Annotated in this window: 17 protein-coding genes; 8 read left to right on the forward strand and 9 right to left on the reverse strand. The window is 74.4% G+C overall.

Annotated features, from left to right (window positions below; all coding sequences use genetic code 11):
* Nucleotides 1–93: 93 nt before the first annotated feature.
* Both SCK26_RS07710 and pssA read left to right on the forward strand, forming a co-directional pair.
* Nucleotides 94–744 (forward strand): phosphatidylserine decarboxylase, encoded by a 651-nt coding sequence (locus SCK26_RS07710; RefSeq protein WP_318200510.1) that lies wholly within the window; start codon nt 94–96, stop codon nt 742–744.
* Nucleotides 745–766: 22 nt separating this feature from the next.
* Nucleotides 767–1585: a CDP-diacylglycerol--serine O-phosphatidyltransferase gene (pssA, locus tag SCK26_RS07715; RefSeq protein WP_318205952.1), complete on the forward strand. Its 819-nt coding sequence runs from the start codon at nt 767–769 to the stop codon at nt 1583–1585.
* A 130-nt stretch (nt 1586–1715) separates the two neighbouring features.
* Here pssA and SCK26_RS07720 read toward each other — a convergent pair whose 3' ends face one another.
* Complete coding sequence (locus tag SCK26_RS07720) at nt 1716–2852, reverse strand: glycerate kinase (protein WP_318200511.1); 1137 nt, start codon at nt 2850–2852, stop codon at nt 1716–1718.
* Between the two features lie 179 nt (nt 2853–3031).
* Here SCK26_RS07720 and SCK26_RS07725 point away from each other — a divergent pair, with 179 nt between their 5' ends.
* The 3 genes from SCK26_RS07725 (at nt 3032) to SCK26_RS07735 (ending at nt 5473) form a co-directional block, all read left to right on the forward strand.
* Entirely contained in the window at nt 3032–4135 is a 1104-nt protein-coding gene (locus SCK26_RS07725; RefSeq protein WP_318200512.1) for an ADP-ribosylglycohydrolase family protein, read from the forward strand.
* A complete protein-coding gene (locus SCK26_RS07730) occupies nt 4132–4626 on the forward strand; it encodes an NUDIX hydrolase (protein WP_318200513.1) in 495 nt (164 codons plus the stop codon). Before SCK26_RS07725 ends, SCK26_RS07730 begins: the two co-directional genes overlap by 4 nt.
* A 109-nt stretch (nt 4627–4735) precedes the next feature.
* On the forward strand, nt 4736–5473 hold the full coding sequence (locus SCK26_RS07735; protein WP_318200514.1) for an SIR2 family NAD-dependent protein deacylase: 738 nt from the start codon (nt 4736–4738) through the stop codon (nt 5471–5473).
* A gap of 56 nt (nt 5474–5529) precedes the next feature.
* Here the strand turns inward: SCK26_RS07735 and SCK26_RS07740 are convergent, their stop codons facing one another.
* The 4 genes from SCK26_RS07740 to SCK26_RS07755 all read right to left on the reverse strand — a co-directional run bounded on the left by SCK26_RS07740 (nt 5530) and on the right by SCK26_RS07755 (nt 9229).
* Complete coding sequence (locus tag SCK26_RS07740; protein ID WP_318200515.1) at nt 5530–6018, reverse strand: methylated-DNA--[protein]-cysteine S-methyltransferase; 489 nt, start codon at nt 6016–6018, stop codon at nt 5530–5532.
* Nucleotides 6019–6070: 52 nt separating this feature from the next.
* Nucleotides 6071–7549 carry a DNA-3-methyladenine glycosylase 2 family protein gene (locus tag SCK26_RS07745; protein ID WP_318200516.1) on the reverse strand — a complete coding sequence of 493 codons (1479 nt, stop codon included), beginning with the start codon at nt 7547–7549 and terminating at the stop codon, nt 6071–6073.
* 80 nt (nt 7550–7629) lie between these two features.
* A complete protein-coding gene (locus SCK26_RS07750) occupies nt 7630–8484 on the reverse strand; it encodes a methylenetetrahydrofolate reductase (protein WP_318200517.1) in 855 nt (284 codons plus the stop codon).
* A 301-nt stretch (nt 8485–8785) separates the two neighbouring features.
* The gene (locus tag SCK26_RS07755; RefSeq protein WP_318200518.1) at nt 8786–9229 is read right to left on the reverse strand and encodes a MarR family winged helix-turn-helix transcriptional regulator; all 444 of its coding nucleotides are present in this window, start codon (nt 9227–9229) and stop codon (nt 8786–8788) included.
* Between the two features lie 230 nt (nt 9230–9459).
* Between SCK26_RS07755 and SCK26_RS07760 the strand changes: the two genes are divergently transcribed.
* The 3 genes from SCK26_RS07760 to SCK26_RS07770 are packed head-to-tail and all read left to right on the forward strand — an operon-like array spanning nt 9460 to nt 12751.
* The gene (locus SCK26_RS07760) at nt 9460–10194 is read left to right on the forward strand and encodes an acetoacetate decarboxylase (protein WP_318200519.1); all 735 of its coding nucleotides are present in this window, start codon (nt 9460–9462) and stop codon (nt 10192–10194) included.
* A 47-nt stretch (nt 10195–10241) separates the two neighbouring features.
* Complete coding sequence (locus SCK26_RS07765; protein ID WP_318200520.1) at nt 10242–11192, forward strand: 3-hydroxyacyl-CoA dehydrogenase NAD-binding domain-containing protein; 951 nt, start codon at nt 10242–10244, stop codon at nt 11190–11192.
* Nucleotides 11193–11218: 26 nt separating this feature from the next.
* Nucleotides 11219–12751, forward strand: coding sequence for a CoA transferase (locus tag SCK26_RS07770; protein WP_318200521.1), 1533 nt, complete (start codon nt 11219–11221; stop codon nt 12749–12751).
* A 115-nt stretch (nt 12752–12866) separates the two neighbouring features.
* Here the strand turns inward: SCK26_RS07770 and SCK26_RS07775 are convergent, their stop codons facing one another.
* The 4 genes from SCK26_RS07775 to SCK26_RS07790 form a co-directional block, all read right to left on the reverse strand.
* Nucleotides 12867–13385 carry an O-acetyl-ADP-ribose deacetylase gene (locus tag SCK26_RS07775; protein ID WP_318200522.1) on the reverse strand — a complete coding sequence of 173 codons (519 nt, stop codon included), beginning with the start codon at nt 13383–13385 and terminating at the stop codon, nt 12867–12869.
* A gap of 45 nt (nt 13386–13430) precedes the next feature.
* Nucleotides 13431–14849: an NAD(P)/FAD-dependent oxidoreductase gene (locus SCK26_RS07780; protein WP_318200523.1), complete on the reverse strand. Its 1419-nt coding sequence runs from the start codon at nt 14847–14849 to the stop codon at nt 13431–13433.
* Nucleotides 14850–14936: 87 nt separating this feature from the next.
* Nucleotides 14937–15782 carry an inositol monophosphatase family protein gene (locus SCK26_RS07785; protein WP_318200524.1) on the reverse strand — a complete coding sequence of 282 codons (846 nt, stop codon included), beginning with the start codon at nt 15780–15782 and terminating at the stop codon, nt 14937–14939.
* Nucleotides 15783–15908: 126 nt separating this feature from the next.
* A complete protein-coding gene (locus tag SCK26_RS07790) occupies nt 15909–17750 on the reverse strand; it encodes a gamma-glutamyltransferase family protein (protein WP_318200525.1) in 1842 nt (613 codons plus the stop codon).
* Nucleotides 17751–17818: the final 68 nt, after the last annotated feature.

A 17818-nucleotide genomic window follows, 5' to 3' on the forward strand; every position in this document is an offset into this window, starting at 1 on the left:
CTGGCTTGCCCAGTTGTGGTCCGCGCCCGGTACGATCCGGGAAAGCCGCCGTCCCCCGTCAGAGCGCGGCATCATCCGCTACGAAGGTCATCCATGCCCCACACCTCTGCACACCGTGACCGCCTGGCAGGCGCACGCCTCGCGCGCGGAGCATCGCCGTGGCTTCTGCCGACCGTCGCCACCGCGGCCGTCAGCCTGGTCCGGGCCCGCCGTTCCGGCGCGGCCAGGGCCGTGGCCGTGCCCGCCACCGCGCTCGCGGCGGGCATGCTGTGGTTCTTCCGCGACCCCGAGCGCGAGATCGCACCCGGCCGGGTCATCTCGCCCGCGGACGGTGTGGTGCAGAGCATCATGCCGTGGAAGGACGGCCGCACCCGCGTCGCGATCTTCATGAGCCCGCTCAACGTGCACGTCAACCGGGCGCCCCTCGCGGGCACGGTGACGTCCGTCGAGCACATCCCCGGCGGCTTTGTTCCGGCTTTCAACAAGGAGAGCGAGAACAACGAGCGCGTAGTCTGGCATTTCGACACCGAACTCGGCGACATCGAGATGATCCAGATCGCCGGCGCGGTGGCCCGCCGCATCGTGCCGTACCTCCCGGAGGGGACGAAGGTCGAGCAGGGCGACCGTATCGGTCTGATCCGTTTCGGCTCGCGTGTCGACCTCTACCTGCCCGAGGGTGTGGAGGTCGCGGTCGAGGTCGGACAGAAGACCGTGGCTGGGGTGACTCGCATTGACCGTGATTGATCCGGAGACCCAGGCGGGCTGGGTGCCCGAGGCCGACGAGATGGACGAAGACGAGGAGATGCCTCTTTCTCTGCGCCTGTCGATAGCGGACACCCTGACGCTGGGCAACGCCACGTGCGGCTTCATGGCGGTGTACTTCACCACCACCGGCATCCTGATCCCGCACCTCACCGGCAGCCAGGAGTCCGGCATGGCCCGCCACAGCGCGGCCACGGCGGTCATCCTCATGCTCTGCGCGGCGGTCTTCGACCTGTTCGACGGCCTGGTGGCGCGCAAGCTGCGCTCGTCGCCGATGGGCGCGGAGCTGGACAACCTGTCGGACCTGATCAGCTTCGGCCTCGCGCCCGCGTACTTCGTGCTCGTCTACGGCATGGTCGCCGACGACGCACACCAGCGGGTGGCCGCGGTGGGCGCGATCGTGGTGCTGCTGGCCGTGGTGCTCAGACTGGCGCGGTTCAGCTGCGTCACGCTGAAGGACGGCATGTTCCAGGGCATGCCCTCGCCGTTCGGCGCGCTGACCGTCGTCTCGATCGTGCTGCTGGAGCTGCCGTTCGTGGCGACGCTGCTGGCGATCCTGGGGACGGCGTGGCTGATGGTGAGCCGGGTGGAGTACCCCAAGCCGCGCGGCCGGCTGGCCGGGGCGATGCTCTCCTGGATCGTGCTGTCGATGGGGCTGCTGGCCGCGTGGGCCTTCGACGCGCCGAGCGGTCAGCTGCTGCTCCAGACGGGCTGCGCGCTGCAGCTGGTGATGGGCGCGGTGATCCCGCTGTTCGCCACGGCGCGGCGGGTGAACAACTTCCGCGGCAACCGCCGCGAGGCGCGTACGGCGCAGCTGCCGTAGCGGCGCTCCGGCATCGACGTGGGCCCCCTACCCGGATCCGGGTAGGGGGCCCACGCTCGTGTCCGGGCCCGAGGGCTCCGTTTCGCCCACCCGTGCGAGGCCGGGGGTCCGGGAGCGGAGACCCAGAGGGTCAGCTCAGGCGGTTCTCGGCGATTCGTGCCGCGACGCGTTCCAGGATCGGGCCCGCTTCCGCGATGCACTTGGCGACGTCCGGCTCGACCGACGTGAGCGGGTACGCCTCCGAGATGCCGGCCCGCTCCAGCGCCTGCGCCGGCAGGGCGAGCCGTCCGCACACCGCCACCACCGGCTTGCCCGCGGCACGCGCGGCCGAGGCCACCCCCGCCGGCGCCTTCCCGTGCAGCGTCTGCTCGTCCAGCGAGCCCTCGCCGGTGATGACCAGGCAGGCCCGCTCCAGGGCGGGCGCGAAGCCCAGGACGTCCAGCATGACCTCGATGCCGGGGCGGAACCGCGCGCCGAGCAGCAGCGCGCCGTAGCCGATGCCGCCGGCCGCGCCCGCGCCCGGTGACGCCGCGTGCTCGGCGGCCCGCGGGCCCGCCTCCGCCTCCAGCACCTTCGCGAAGTGGGCCAGCGCCGCGTCCAGCGCCGACACGTCGTCCGGCGAGGCGCCCTTCTGCGGGCCGTACACGGCGGGCGCGCCCTTCGGCCCGGTCAGCGGGTTGTCGACGTCGCTGGCCAGCACCAGCTCGACCGAGGACAGCCGCGGGTCCAGGCCGGAGAGGTCGGCGCGGGCCAGTGCGGCCAGTCCGCCGCCGCCCGGGGACACCGGCTCGCCCGCCGCGGTGAGGAACCGGGCGCCCAGCGCGGACAGCATGCCCGCGCCGCCGTCCGTCGTGGCGCTGCCGCCGACGCCGAACACGATCGTCCGCGCGCCCGCGTCCAGCGCGGCCCGCAGCAGCTCGCCGGAGCCGTACGTGGAGGCCGTCAGGGGCGCGAAGACGCCGGCCGGCAGCCGCTGGAGGCCGCTCGCCTCGGCCATCTCCACGACCGCGGTGCCGTCGCGCAGCGCGAACGCGGCCGTCACCTCCTCGCCGAGCGGCCCGGCCACGCGGACCTCGCGCCGTTCGAAGCCGGCCGCGACCGCCGCGTCCACGGTCCCGTCGCCGCCGTCGGCCACGGGCAGCGCCTCGACCGCCAGGTCCGGCACGACCCGGCGCAGCCCGGCCGTCACCCGCTCGGCGACCTGCACGGCCGTCAGCGAGCCCTTGAACTTGTCCGCGGCGATGAGCACCCGACGGGTCTCGTTCACTGCAGCGTCCGCCACCTTGTCTTCCCCTTGCTCTCCGGGCCCCGCGCACGGCGGGGCCAGTCGCGCCGCTGTGACGATAACCGCAGGACACCCCAGCCGTCATGCCCCGCCCGAACCGTGGATGGCGCCCGCAGCGTGGAAGGCCGCGCGGAGCGGGCCGAAGTGGGTACCCCGCTGCCATGAGCACCCAGCGCACCGCACCGGACCTCGCCGACCGGCTGCACGGCGGCTGGCTCGGCCGGATCGCGGGCAACATGCTCGGCAAACCGGTCGAGCAGGGCGAGGTGTGGACCCGCGACCGGATCGACCGCTATCTGCGCCGGGCCGCCGCCCTGCCGCTGACCGACTACCTGCCCGAGCCCGCCGACCCGGCCGAGACCGCCGCGCTGCGCCCGGAGTGGCGGTGCTGTGTGCGCGGCCGGATCGACGGCAGCTGCCGGGACGACGACGTGGACTACGCGATCCTCGGCCTGCACCTGCTGGAGACCCACGGTTTCGGCTTCAGCACCGAGCAGGTCGGCGACCTGTGGCTGCTGAGACTGCCGTACCTGCAGACGTTCACGGCGGAACGGGCCGCGTACCGGAACCTGGCGAACGGCCTGAAGCCGCCGCTGACGGCGACGTACGACAACCCGTACCAGGAGTGGATCGGCGCGCTGATCCGCGCCGACGTCTACGGCTGGACCTGCCCCGGCGATCCCGTCCGGGCCGCGGGCCTGGCCCGCCGGGACGCGGTGCTCTCGCACACCGGCAACGGTGTCTACGGCGCCATGTGGGCCGCCGCGCTGATCGCGGCCTCCTTCACCGCCCCGGCCGTCCGGGACGCGCTGGAGGCCGCGCTGCGGGTCGTACCGGCGGGCAGCCGCCTGGCCCGGACGGTGCGGCGGGTCGCGAGCCTGCACGAGACCCGGCTGCCCTGGGACCAGACCCTGGCCACGGTGGCCGAGGAGACCGCCGGGCTCGGCTGGATCCACACCGTGCCGAACGCCGCGGTCCTGACCGCCGGGCTGCTGTACGGCGAGGACGACTTCACCCGGACGCTCGCGCTCACCGTGCGCGGCGGCCTGGACACCGACTCCAACGGGGCCACGGCCGGTTCGGTGGCCGGGGTGCGCACCGGGGCGCGGGGCATTCCGGCCCAGTGGCGGGAGCCGCTGCGGGACACGGTGCGCAGCGCGGTGTTCGGCTTCGACGGCGTGCGGATCAGCGCGCTGGCCGAGCGCACCCTGCGCCTGGCGACGGCGGGTTCGCACGGCGGGCGGCTGGTTACCCTGTCCGGATGACCACCACTCCTGACTTCGCCGCGTACATCGCGAGCCTGCCCCGCGTCCTCGCCGGGGCCGCCGCGCTCTTCCGGGACGCCGAGGGCCGTGTGCTGCTCGTGGAGCCCAACTACCGCGAGGGCTGGGCCCTGCCGGGCGGGACCATCGAGTCCGACACCGGGGAGACACCGCGCGAGGGTGCCCGCCGGGAGACGCTGGAGGAGATCGGGCTGGACCGACCGCTGGGCCGGCTGCTCGCGGTGGACTGGGTGCACGGCACGGGCCGGCCGCCGCTGGTGGCGTACCTGTACGACGGCGGTGTGCTCACCGGGACCGAGCTGAAGGCCATCCGGCTCCAGGAGGAAGAGCTGCTGTCCTGGCGCCTGGTCGCCCCCGAGGACCTGGCCGCCCATCTGCCCGGCGCGCTGGGCCGCCGGGTGCTGGCCGCTCTGGACGTGCTGGCGGCGGGCGGCGGCACGGCGGAGCTGGAGAACGGCCGGCGGGTGGCCTGACCGCTCGGCGCTCGGGTACACCGGAGGGCTCCGCTCCGGAACTGTTCCGCCGTGGCCGCCCGGTGTAACCGCTCGCGGCGGCGGCCGCGCCCGCCCTACCCTCGGTGCCATGACCAAGCCCCTCGTCGCCCTGCTCAGCGGGGCCGGTATCTCCACCGACTCCGGGATCCCCGACTACCGCGGGCCGAACGGGCTGTGGCGGCGCGATCCGGAGGCCGAGAAGCTCGTGACGTACGAGTACTACATGGCGGACCCGGAGATCCGGCGCCGGTCCTGGCTGATGCGGCGCGACAGCGGCGCGCTCGGGGCCCGGCCGAACGCGGCGCACCGGGCCGTCGCCGAGCTGGAGCGGTCCGGCGTCCCGGTGCGGGTCCTCACCCAGAACGTGGACGGTCTGCACCAGCTGGCCGGCCTGCCCGCCCGCAAGGTCCTCGAACTGCACGGCAGCGCCCGCAGCGTGGTCTGCACCCGGTGCCACGCCCGGGGGCCGATGGAGGACGCGCTCGCCCGGGTGGAGGCCGGCGAGGCGGACCCGCCGTGCCTGGAGTGCGGCGGCATCCTGAAGCCGGCGACGGTGATGTTCGGCGAGCGGCTGGATCCCGTGGTCCTCGGCGAGGCCGCGGCCATCGCCAAGGCCTGCCAGGTGTTCGTCGCCGTCGGCAGCAGCCTCCAGGTGCATCCCGCCGCCGGGCTGGCCGGGGTCGCCGCCGACCACGGCGCCCGGCTCGTCGTCGTCAACGCCGAGCCGACGCCGTACGACGACCGGGCCGACGAGGTGATCCGCGCACCGATCGGCACCGCGCTGCCCGCACTGCTGGGCCGGCTGGCCGCGGAGGGCGACGCGTAGGCCGGGGCCGGCGGGCCGAGGGACCATGGACGGCCCTGGCCTGCGGGCCGCGGCCGTCAGAACAGGGCCGCGGTCGCGCCCCGTTCGAAGTCCAGCAGCCGGCGCTTGCGGTCCAGGCCGCCGCCGTAGCCGGTGAGGCCGCCGCCCGCGCCGATCACCCGGTGGCAGGGCACGATGATGCCCACCGGGTTCTTGCCGTTGGCGAGGCCCACCGCGCGGGAGGCCTTGGGGTTGCCGAGGGCGTCGGCGAGCTGGCCGTAGGAGCGGGTCTCGCCGTACGGGATGCGGGTCAGCTGTTCCCAGACCATCCGCTGGAACGGGGTGCCGTGCAGGCGGAGTTCCACGGTGAACTCCTTCAACTCGCCCGCGAAGTAGGCCGCGAGCTGCTCCTCGGTCTGGGCGAACGGGGTGTCGTCGGGCGGGCCGAAGGTCTCCTCCGCCGGGCGGTGGCGCTGGCCGGCCATGTACAGGCCGCACAGGACGCCGTCGTCGGCGACGAGCGTGAGCGGGCCGTAGGGGCTGTCGATGACGGTGTGCTGCTTCATGGCGGGGTCCTCGTACGGGTGCTCGGGCGTAGGTGTCCTTGTACCAGGATCCTTACGCGGGCAGGAAGTTGATCGGGTGGCTGTCGGTCGCCCACAGGTACTGGACCGCGTAGGCCCGCCAGGGCCGCCAGCCCTCCGCGCGGGCGGTGAGCGCGGCCGGGGTGGACGGCAGGCCCAGCTCCTTGGCGGCGCGCCGGATGCCGAGGTCGGTCGGGAGGAACGCGTCGGGGTCGCCGAGGGCGCGCATGGCGATGACGTCCACCGTCCACGGTCCGAAGCCGGGCAGCGCGAGCAGCCGGGCGCGGGCCTCGGCCCAGTCGGTGTCCACGTCCAGGCGCACTTCGCCGTCGGCGAGCAGCCGGACCAGGGTGGTGAGGGTGGCGCGCCGGGTGCGGGGCATGGCCAGGCTCTCGGGGTCGACGGCGGCCAGCGCCTCGGGCGAGGGAAAGAGGTGGGTGAGGCCGCCCTCGGGGTCGTCGAGGGGTTTGCCGTGCGCGGTGACCAGGCGGGCCGCGTGGGTGCGGGCGGCGGCCGTGGACACCTGCTGTCCGAGCACGGCCCGGACGGCGAACTCGGCCTCGTCGACCGTGCGCGGCACCCGGCGGCCCGGGCCCTGGCCGACCAGCGGGGCCAGCAGCGGGTCGGTGCGCAGCCGCTCGTCGACGGCGACCGGGTCGGCGTCCAGGTCGAGCAGGCGGCGGCAGCGGCTGATGGCCATGGTCAGGTCGCGCAGGTCGCTCAGCGTGAGCCGGCAGGCGATGTGGTCGGGGCGGGGGGTGAGGGCGACGATGCCGTGGCCGTAGGGCAGCCGCAGCGTGCGCCGGTAGGCGCCGTCCCGCCACTCCTCCACGCCGGGTACGGCGGTGGCGGCGAGGTGGCCGAAGAGGTTGGAGGGGTTGAGCGGGGCGCGGAACGGCAGTCGCAGGGTGAGCACGCCGGGCGTGCCGGTGCCGCTCGCGGGCACGCGGGCGCGCAGCTCGCTCGGGGACAGGGCGAAGATCTCGCGGACGGTGTCGTTGAAGGCGCGCACGGAGGAGAAGCCGGCCGCGAACGCGATCTGGGCCATGGGCAGCGCGGTGGTCTCGACGAGCAGCCGGGCGGTCTGGGCGCGCTGGGCGCGGGCGAGCGCGAGCGGGCCGGCGCCCAGTTCGGCGAGGAGCTGCCGCTCCACCTGCCGGGTGCTGTAGCCGAGCCGGGCGGCGAGTCCGGGGACGCCGTCGCGGTCCACGACGCCGTCGGCGATCAGCCGCATGGCGCGGGCGACCAGGTCGGCGCGCCGGTTCCACTCCGGAGAGCCGGGGCTGGTGTCGGGGCGGCAGCGCTTGCAGGCGCGGAACCCGGCCTGCTGGCAGGCGGCGGCGCTCGGGTAGAACGTCATGTTCTCCGGCTTGGGCGGCACCACCGGGCAGCTCGGACGGCAGTAGATCCCGGTGGTCAGGACGGCCGTGAAGAACCATCCGTCGAACCGCGCGTCCTTGGACCGCACGGCGCGCACGCAGTGCTCCCGGTCGAGGTGAGTCCCTGTCTGCATGCCTCCAGCATCGACCACGGGCCGTCCCGTCGCTGGCGGAAATCCGACATCAGCCTGGGCTGGTCGCGGTCTTCACCGTTTCAGGGTGTGGGCGCGGGAGTGTGCTGCCGCCGGAACCCGTCGATCCACTCGGCGGTGGCGCGCAGTCCGCCGAAGGTGTAGAAGTGCACCTTCACCACGCCGTGCCGGGCGGGATCGCAGCGCTCGGCCAGCGCGTGCAGGAAGCGGTCGGGGCCGGCGGTGCCCATGAGGTTGGTGAGCGAGAAGCCGTACTTGCGGGCGACGGAGGCGCTGGTGCCGACGCCGAACCGGGTGGCGTAGCCCAGCAGCCGGCGCACGCCGGCCGGGCCGGGGACGCCGACGCGGACGGGCAGGTGCACGCCGCGGGCGCGCAGGGCCTCCAGCCAGGCGAGGACCGGGTCCGCGTCGAAGCCGAACTGGGTGATGACGTCGCCGTCGAACCGGTCGGCGCCGATGGCGGCCGCCTTGTCCGTGAGCGCCGACCACAGGGCCCGGTCGGTGATGCCGGGGTGGCCTTCCGGGTAGCCGGCGATGCCGACGTGCCGGACGCCGTGGTGGCGCAGCAGCCCGGTGCGCAGGACGGCGAGGGCGTCCTCGTAGGGGCCCTCGGGACGGGCGGGGTCGCCGCCGACGACGAACACGTTCCCGGCGGTGCCGTCGGCGGCCAGTCCGGCGAGGAACCGCTCCAGGGCGGGCCGGGAGGGCAGGCGGCGGGCGGAGATGTGCGGGACGGGGACGAAGCCGAGCCGTTTGACCGCGCGGGCCGCCGTCAGCCGGGTGGCGGTGTCCTCGCCGGCCAGGAAGGTGATGTTGATCCGGGTGCCCGGCGGGATGCCGTCGCGCGCCTCCTCCAGCCGGGGCACGTCCTTGCCGGTCATCTCCAGGGAGAAGTCGTCCAGCAGAGCGGGGTTCATGGTGCTTCTCGGCTTTCGTACGGCTGTTCCCGGACGCGGCCGATGATGTCACGCGGGACGCCGGGGCCGGTGGGCGGGGCGTCCGCCGCCGGGTGGTGGACGGCGGCACCGGCGCACGGCGTGAAGCGCCGTCCGCCGTCCCGGCACCGCCGGCCCTCCGGGCCGCCCGGACCGGTGTCCGGCCATGCCGCCGGTTCGCCCGGTGCCATCGCCTACGCGGCACGGCTGGGCAGGGCCTCGCGCATCCCGCGCCGGCCGGGCCGCTCGGCCCGGTGTCCGGTGGGTCCGGCGGCCGGGGACCTCAGGTCTCCTCGGCGACGGCGGACGCGGCGGAGTTGTAGCGGGCCAGCAGGGTGCGCAGGGTTCTGACCTCGTCCGGGGACCAGCCGGCGGTGCGGGCGTCGACCTCGCCGTACATCCGGGCGTCGGCGCGGGCGAGGAGTTCGCGGCCGCGGTCGCTGGGACGCAGCAGCTGGACGCGGCGGTTGCCGGGAACGGTCTCGCGGACCAGCAGGCCGGCCCGTTCCAGGGCGGTGACCTGGCGGCTGATCGTGGACTTGTTGAGGCCGTAGAGCCCGACCAGGTCGCCGGCCCGGGCGCCGCCGCGTTCGGCCATCTCGGACAGCAGCGAATAGTCCACGAAGCTCAGGTCCGGATGGAGCCGTTCGGCGTTGGCCCGGAAGCGCCGGGAGAGGGTCACCAGTTCCCGGACGAGCCCCGGGACCTCCGTGTCGTCGTCGGTCACGCGTCCGTCCTTCGCCGTAGTCCCTGTACGCATGATCACACAGAGAGTGTGCGTTGCATTTTGCAACACACCGCGCCCCGAGCCACAGTGAGTGAAGTTGCAGATTGCAACTCACCGAATCGGCGGCCTCGTCCGGACACCTCCAGGGCGGCCGGACGAGATGTTTGCCGCACTTCGTCCCCTTATGCTCCAGAGAGTCCGGAGGGGGCCAGGAGAGGCAGGCGAGAGTCATGCGAGCCGAGGACGTCGTCCGTGCACTGTCGACACCGCTGGATGCCCCGGCCTTCCCGGCGGGCCCGTACCGGTTCACCGACCGCGAGTACTTCGACATCACCTACCGGACGGACCCCGAGGCCCTGCGCCGGGTGGTGCCGGAACCCCTGCGGGTGACGGAGCCGCTGGTCCGCTTCGAGGTCATGCGGATGCCGGACGCCACCGGTCTGGGCGACTACACGGAGGCCGGCCAGCTGGCCGTCGTGGAGCACGAGGGCGAGAGGGGCGAGTACAGCATCTCGATGCACGTGGACAACTTCCCCGCCATCGCGGGCGGACGGGAGATCGGCGCCTACCCGAAGAAGGCCGGCCGCCCCCGGCTGTACGTCGACCAGGACACCCTCGTCGGCACCCTCGACCACGGCACACTGCCCGTCGCCCGCGCCACGATGGGCTACAAGCACCGGCCGCTGAACACCGAGCAGGCCCGTGAGGAACTGACCCGGCCGGCGTTCATGCTCAAGAAGCTGCCGCACTACGACGGTTCGCCGCGCATCTGCGAACTGGTCCGGACGCAGATCACCGAGATCGTGGTCAAGGGCGCCTGGAGCGGTCCCGCGCGGCTCCAGCTCTTCGCCCACGCGCTGGCCCCGCTCGCGGACCTGCCGGTGCTGGAGGTCGTCTCCGCCGCCCACGTCCTCACCGACCTGACCCTGGGCCGCGCCCACGTCGTCCACGACTACCTCGCCTGACCGCTCCCGCACGCCGGGGAAGAGAAACCGAGAGGAGAAGGCCGCGCATGTCCGACCACGGCATCGCCGGAATCCGCGAGGTCACCGTCGTGGGAGGAGGTGTGATCGGCGCCTCCTGGGCGGCACTGTTCCTGGCCCGCGGGCTCGCCGTCACGGTCAGCGACCCGCAGCCCGGTGTCGACGAGGCCGTCCGCGGGCACATCGCGCAGGCCGCGCCCGCGCTGAGCGCACTGGGGCTGGACACCTCGGACCTCACCGCCCGGCTCGCCTTCGTACCGGACCTGGCGGACGCGGTCCGCGCGGCGGACCTGGTGCAGGAGAACGGCCCGGAACGGCTGGAGGTCAAGCACGCGATGTGGCGCACCATCGAGGAGCACGCTCCCGCCGGCGCCCTGTTCGCCACCTCCACCTCCGGCATCCCCGCCACCGAGATCGCCACCGTCCTGAAGGCCCCGGAGCGGCTGGTCGTGGGCCATCCCTTCAACCCGCCGCACCTGGTGCCGCTGGTGGAGGTCGTGCCGGGCGAGCGGACCTCGCCGGAGACCACCGAGCGCGCCCGCGCCTTCTACCAGGCCCTGGGCAAGCGCCCGCAGGTGCTGCGCAAGGAGGTGCCGGGGTTCGTCGCGAACCGGCTCCAGTCGGCGGTCTTCCGCGAGTGCGTGCACCTGGTGAGCGAGGGCGTGGTCACCATGCAGGAGCTGGACGACATCGTCACCTCCTCCCTCGGCCAGCGCTGGGCGGTCGCCGGTCCCTTCCGCTCCTTCCACCTCGGCGGCGGCGACGGCGGGCTGCCGCACTTCATGAGCCACCTCGGGACCGGCATGGAGCGCCGCTGGGCCGACATGGCCGAGGAGGAGGTCGCGTTCGACGAGCGCACCCGGCAGTTGCTGACCGAGCAGGTGAAGGACTTCGGCGGCAGCGTCGCCGACCTCGCCGCCGCGCGCGACCGCAGGCAGATCGCCGTCATGCGCGCCCTCGGCGAGGGCTACGACGGCTGACCCGACCCACCGCACAGAGGCTGGACATGAGTACCGAAGCAGTGACCGCACGCATCCGGAAGGCCCTCGCCCATCCCGTCACCCACGAGGACGACGGCTTCGACATCCACGAGGCCCTGCGCGAGGTGCTGGCCTGCGCCGGCCTGCGCCCCGAGGACAGCGGCGGGAAGATCACGTTCCTCGGCAGCGACCCGGTCGTGCCGAGCATCATGCGCCTGGGCGCCGTACCCGCGCTGGGGATGACCGCCAAGTCGGTCGCGCTGGCCGCCCTGTGGCGCCGGCGGGGCGGCGAGGGCCAGGACATCACCATGGACCTGCGCAAGGCCCCGCACCGGCTGTGCCCGTTCTACGACAAGAAGTGGGAGCTGCTCAACGGCTATCCCGGCGGCACCCCCTCGGACCCGGTCAACCCGCTCGGGTTCGACTTCTACCGGACCCGTGACGACCGCTGGGTGATGCCGCTCAACCCCTACCCGAAGATCAAGAACGCCGTCTACAAGCTGCTGCGCACCTGGCCCGAGAGGCAGGCCGTCGCCGACGCCGTCGCCCAGTGGAACGCCGCCGACCTGGAGCAGGCCGGTGACGAGATCGGCGTGGTGATGCCGATGCTGCGCACCACGGAGGAGTTCCTGCGGGAACCGGCGTACGAGTACATCGCACGGGAACCGCTCATCAAGATCGAGAAGATCGGCGACAGCGCGCCCGAGCCCCTGAGCGCCGGCGCCGGCCAGCCGCTGTCCGGCGTCCGCGCCCTCGGCATGGGCCACATCATCGCCGGTGCCGGCGTCGGCCGGGACCTGGCCCAGCACGGCGCCGACGTGCTGAACCTCTGGCGGCCGAACGAGCTGGAGCACGACTCCACGTACAACAGCGCCAACGTCGGCGTCCGTTCGGCCACCATCGACCCCTACGGCACCGAGGGCCGGGCGCGGATCGGGCAACTGCTGCGCGACGCCGACCTGTTCTACGCCAACCGCCGCCCCGGCTACCTGGAGAAGATCGGCCTGAGCGCCGAGGAGGCCGCGGCCGTCCGCCCCGGCATCATCCACTGCAGCTTCTCCCTCGCCGGCGAGAGCGGCCCCTGGGCCGGGCGGGTGGGCTTCGACCAGACCGCGGGCGCGCTCGGCGGCATCATGCTGATGGAGGGCGAGGACGGTGTCGCGGCCGGGCCGGCCAGCACTCCGGCTCTGCCGTACATCAGTGTCGTCAACGACTACGTCCTGTCCTGGCTGGCCACCACCGGCGCGGTCGCCGCGCTGATGCGGCGCGCCGAGGAGGGCGGCAGCTACCGCGTCACGCTCAACCTCACCCGCGTCGCGACCTGGATCCTCAGCCTCGGCGTCTTCGACCGGGACTATGCCCAAAAGACCGCCCTCGACCCCGACCCGCGCTCCCCGCACGCCTATCTCGACCCGGACACCTTCACCGCCGACACTCCCTGCGGCCGCTACCAGGGCGTCACCGACCAGGTGGTCATGTCCCGGACGCCGGGGCGGTTCCGCACGGTGCTGGTGCCGCGCGGCAGCGGCGCGCCGGTCTGGCTCCCCCGGCACGGCTGACCGCGACCGGGCCCCGTGTCCCGGGTGGCGAACGCCGCTCTCCGGTCCGCCCGGCGGGCGCGGTGGCCGGTGCGGCGCGCCCGCCGTGCCGGGCGCGCCGGAACCCGCCGCCGGGTCAGCCGAGGCCGCCGAGTTCCCGGGCGAAGGTCTCGTACGCCTGGGTGTCGAAGAGGACGAAGCGGATCTCCTCGACGGCGGTGGGAGCGGTGCGCACCGTCCGGGCCGCGATGCGGGCCGCGTCCGCCATCGGCCAGCGGTAGACGCCGGTGGAGATGGCGGGGAACGCGACCGTGCGGGCGCCGAGGTCGTCGGCGACGCGCAGGGACTCGCGGTAGCAGGAGGCGAGGAGGTCCGAGCGGTCCTCCGCCGGCGACCAGACCGGGCCCACCGTGTGGATCACCCAGCGGGCGTCCAGGTCGCCCGCCGTGGTGGCGACCGCGTGACCGGTGGGCAGGCCCCTGCCGTACCGGGAGGCGCGCAGCGCGCGGCACTCCGCCAGGATGGCCGGGCCGCCGCGGCGGTGGATCGCGCCGTCCACTCCCCCGCCGCCCAGGAGCGAGGAGTTGGCCGCGTTGACGACGGCGTCGGCGTGCTGCCGGGTGATGTCGCCTTGGACGAGGGTGATGCCGGTCATGCCGGTCCCGCCTTTCCGGTCGGCCGCGCGCCGGTTCGCGTCGGTTCAGTCCTGTCGCAGTCTCCGCCAGACCGCCTTGGCCGCGTTGTGGCCGGACATGCCGTGCACACCGGGTCCGGGCGGCGTGGCCGAGGAGCAGAGGAAGACGGCCGGATGAGGTGTGTGGTACGGGAACAGGGACGGCTTGGGGCGCAGCAGCAGCTGGAGTCCGGAGGCCGCGCCGCAGGCGATGTCCCCGCCGACGTAGTTGGCGTTGCGGGCGGCCATCTCGGCGGGCCCGGCGGTGGCGCGGGCCAGCACGCGGTCGCGGAAGCCGGGGGCGAAGCGCTCCAGCTGGCGTTCTATGGTCTCGGTGAGGTCCCCGGACCAGCCGTTCGGCACATGGCCGTACGCCCAGAAGACGTGCTTGCCCTCGGGAGCCCGGGTCGGGTCGGCCACGCTCGGCTGCACGGTGATCATGAACGGCCGCTCGGGCGCGCGTCCCTCGCGGGAGGCGGCGCGCAGGGCGGTGCCGATCTCGGCCCGGCTCGCGCCGATCTGGACGGTGCCGGCGGCGCGGGCCTCGGGCGCCGTCCAGGGCACCGGGCCGTCCAGCGCGTAGTCGATCTTGAAGACGCTGGGGCCGTAGCGGTATCCGGCGTAGTGGTCGCCGAAGCCGGCGATCCGGGCGAGCGCGGCGGGCGAGGTGTCGAAGACGTACGCGCGGGCGGGCGGCAGGTCGTCCAGGCGCTTGACCTCGAAGTCGGTGTGCACCTCGCCGCCGAGGTCTCTCAGATACGCGGCGAGGGCGTCGGAGAGGGCCTGGGAGCCGCCGCGGGCCACCGGCCAGCCGCGGGCGTGCGCGGACAGGGCGAAGACCAGCCCGATGGCGCTGGTGGCCAGGCCGCCCAGCGGTGCCATCACATGGGCGACGAGGCCGGCGAAGAGGGTCTTGAACCGCTCGTCCTTGAAGCGGCGCATCAGCCAGGTGGACGGCGGCAGCCCGGCCAGCCCGAAGCGGGCGAGGGTGACCGGGTCGCGGGGCAGCGCGGTCAGCGGCAGGGACATGAAGTCCCGCACGAGCGTGTCCCAGTGGGCGAGCAGCGGCTCGACCAGTCTGCGGTACGGGCCCGCGTCGCGCGGTCCGAAGGAGGCGGCGGTCTCGGCCACCGAGCGGGACAGCACGGCCGCGGTGCCGTCCGGGAACGGGTGGGCCATGGGCAGCGGGGCGTGCAGCCACTCCAGGCCGTACCGGTTAAGCGGGAGAGCGCGGAACGCCGGGGAGTTGACGGCGAGGGGGTGGGCGGCCGAGCACGGGTCGTGCCGGAAGCCGGGCAGCGTCAGCTCCTCGGTGCGGGCGCCGCCGCCGACGGTGGACTTCGCCTCGAACAGGGCCACGGAGAAGCCGCGGCGGGCCAGCTCCACCGCGGCGGTCAGTCCGTTCGGTCCCGCACCCACCACGACCGCATCGAGCATCGACGGCACCTTCGGACCCCTTCGTCAGCCGATGGCCTTCGGGATCAGGATAGGCCGGGACACCGGCACCGCCCCGGTCCGGGTGGCACCGGCCGGTCAGGAGGCGGTGCGCAGCACGTCGGCCACCCGGCGGGCGGTGGCGGCGTCCCGCGCGGCGGTGAACGGCAGGGCGTTGCCGCCGGTCACGCGGAACGGCTCGCCGGTCAGGGTGAGGTGCGTGCCGCCGGCCTCCTCGACCAGGAGCAGCCCGGCCGCGTGGTCCCAGGCGGCCTCCCAGGAGAAGGCGACGGCGTCCAGCTCGCCCCGGGCGACCGCGAGGTACTCCAGGCCCGCCGAGCCGCACGCGCGCGGGGCGAGGCCGTCGGTCCACAGGGCGCGCAGCGCGCGCTTCTGCTCGTCGGTGGTGTAGTCCGGGTGGGAGGTGGCGACGACGAGGTCCCGGCCGGGCTCGGGCGGGCCGGCGAACAGCCGCTCGCCGTCGAGGAAGGCGCCGCGGCCGCGGACGGCGGTGGCGAACCGGCCGCGCGCGGCGGCGTAGGTCCAGGAGGCGATCACGGCGCCGCGGTGGGCGAGGGCCACCAGGGTGCAGAAGCCGTCGTCGCCGTGGACGAACTGGCGGGTGCCGTCCACCGGGTCGACGATCCAGACCGGTGTGTCGCCCTGCAGCGCCTCGTACACCGCCGGGTCGGCGTGCACCGCTTCCTCGCCGACCACCACGGAGCCGGGCAGCAGCGCGCCGAGGGCCTCGGTGAGCCGCAGCTCGGCGAGCCGGTCGGCGTCCGTGACCAGGTCGTGCGGGCCGCTCTTCTGGTCCACCTCGTGCGCGGCGAGGCGGCGGAAGCGGGGCAGGATCTCGGCCGCGGCGGCCTCGCGGACCGCCTCCTCCACGTCGGCCGAGCGGCGGGCGAGAAACTCCTCGATGGTTTCCGTCTCTTCGATCATGCCTCCCATCAGACCACGCCCCACTGACAGCCCCCGGCCCGCGGGTGGCCGCGGGGTGGAATCGACGCGAACAGCGGGGGTCTCGGCGAAGGGCCCCGGAAAGGGGGAAGGGCCCCGGAAGGGCCGTCAGCGGCCCACGGCGTATCCCTGCATGCCCCGCGGGTTCGCCGCCGCCGACAGGATGCCGGTGGCCGGGTCCCGGGCCACCGCGCACAGCCGGCCTTCGGACCAGGCCGGGCCAACGGTGACGTCGTGGCCGCGCCGCCGCAGCTCCTCGATCACCCCGGAGCCCATGCGGGACTCCACGGTCACGCTGCCGGGGCGCCGGCGGCGCGGGTGGAAGGAGCCGGGGAAGCTGTCGTTGTGCCAGTTGGGGGCGTCGACGGCGCCCTGGAGGTCGAGGCCGCCGCGGACGGGGGCGCGCAGGACGGCGGCCAGGAAGAAGTGCAGCTGCCACTGGTCCTGCTGGTCACCGCCGGGCGTGCCGAACGCCAGGACCGGCACTCCGTCGCGCAGCGCGAGGGACGGGGTGAGGGTGGTGCGGGGGCGGCGGCCGGGGGTGAGGGTGCCGGGCAGGCCCTCCTCCAGCCAGGTCATCTGCAGCCGGGTGCCGAGCGGGAAGCCGAGTTCGGGGACGACGGGGTTGGACTGGAGCCAGCCGCCGCTGGGCGTGGCCGCGATCATGTTGCCCCAGCGGTCGACCACGTCCAGGTGGCAGGTGTCGCCCCGGGTCGAGCCGTCGGCGGCCACCTCGGCCTCACCGGTGGCCTCCGCGAGGGCGGGCGCGCCGGGCAGCCGGGCGACGGTCGGCTCGCCGGCGCCCAGCGGGTCGAAGCCGGGCCGGGCGTCCGCCGTCGCGTGCGCGTGGGCGGGCAGCCTCGGGGGGCGTCCGCCGGGGCTGCCGGGGCGCAGGTCGTAGGAGGCCTTCTCGCCGATCAGGGCCCGCCGCCCGGCGTTGTAGCCGTCCGACAGCAGCTCGGCGAGCGGGACCTCGGCGGCGTCGCCGTACCAGGCCTCGCGGTCGGCCATGGCGAGCTTGCAGCCCTCGATCAGCAGGTGCACGTGATCGGCGGAGCCCGGGGCGGGCAGCTCGGGCGGGAGCAGGGCGAGCTGCTGGAGCAGCACCGGGCCCTGGCTCCAGGGGCCGGCCTTGCATACGGTCCAGCCGTTCCAGTCGTAGGTCACCGGGGTCTCGTAGTGGGCCGACCACCCGGCCAGGTCGGCCTCGGTGAGCGTGCCGGTGTGCCGTTCGCCGCTGGTGTCCCTGGTGGGCCGCCCGGACTGCCGTACCAGCGCCTCGGCGATGAAGCCGGAGCGCCACACCTCGCGCGCGGCGTCGATCCGCGCCTCCCGGTCGCCCGCGTGCGCGGTCTCGGCCAGCAGCCGCTTCCACGTCGCGGCGAGCGCGGGGTTGCGCAGCAGGGTGCCGGGGCGGGGCGGCCGGCCGCCGGGCAGGTACACCTCGGCCGACGACGTCCACTCGGTCTCGAACAGCCGCCGTACGCTCTCCACGGTCGCGCCGACGTTCTCCACGGGCGCGTGCCCGTGCTCGGCGTAGCCGACGGCGTACTTCAGGACGTCGTCGAGGGACTTGGTGCCGTGGTCGCGCAGCAGGAGCAGCCAGGCGTCGAAGGCGCCGGGCACGGCGGCGGCGAGCGGTCCGGTGCCGGGTACGAGGTCCAGCCCGAGCCCCCGGTAGTGGGCCGGGGTGGCGCCCGCCGGGGCCACGCCCTGTCCGCACAGCACGCGCACGTCGCCGCCCGCCGGGGCGAGCAGGATCGGGACCTCGCCGGCCGGCCCGTTCAGGTGCGGTTCCACGACGTGCAGCACGAACGCGCCGGCCACGGCCGCGTCGAAGGCGTTGCCGCCGTCCTCCAGCACCGCCATCGCCGACTGGGAGGCCAGCCAGTGCGTGGAGGAGACCATGCCGAAGGTGCCTTGCAGGGTGGGTCGGGTCGTGAACCGCATGTCTCACCTCGTTGTCTCGCGCGCGTCGGCCGGTTCGCCCGTGAGCGGCTGCCCGGATCAGAAGCTGC

Source organism: Streptomyces sp. SCL15-4, assembly GCF_033366695.1.
In the GTDB taxonomy this organism is placed as follows: domain Bacteria; phylum Actinomycetota; class Actinomycetes; order Streptomycetales; family Streptomycetaceae; genus Streptomyces.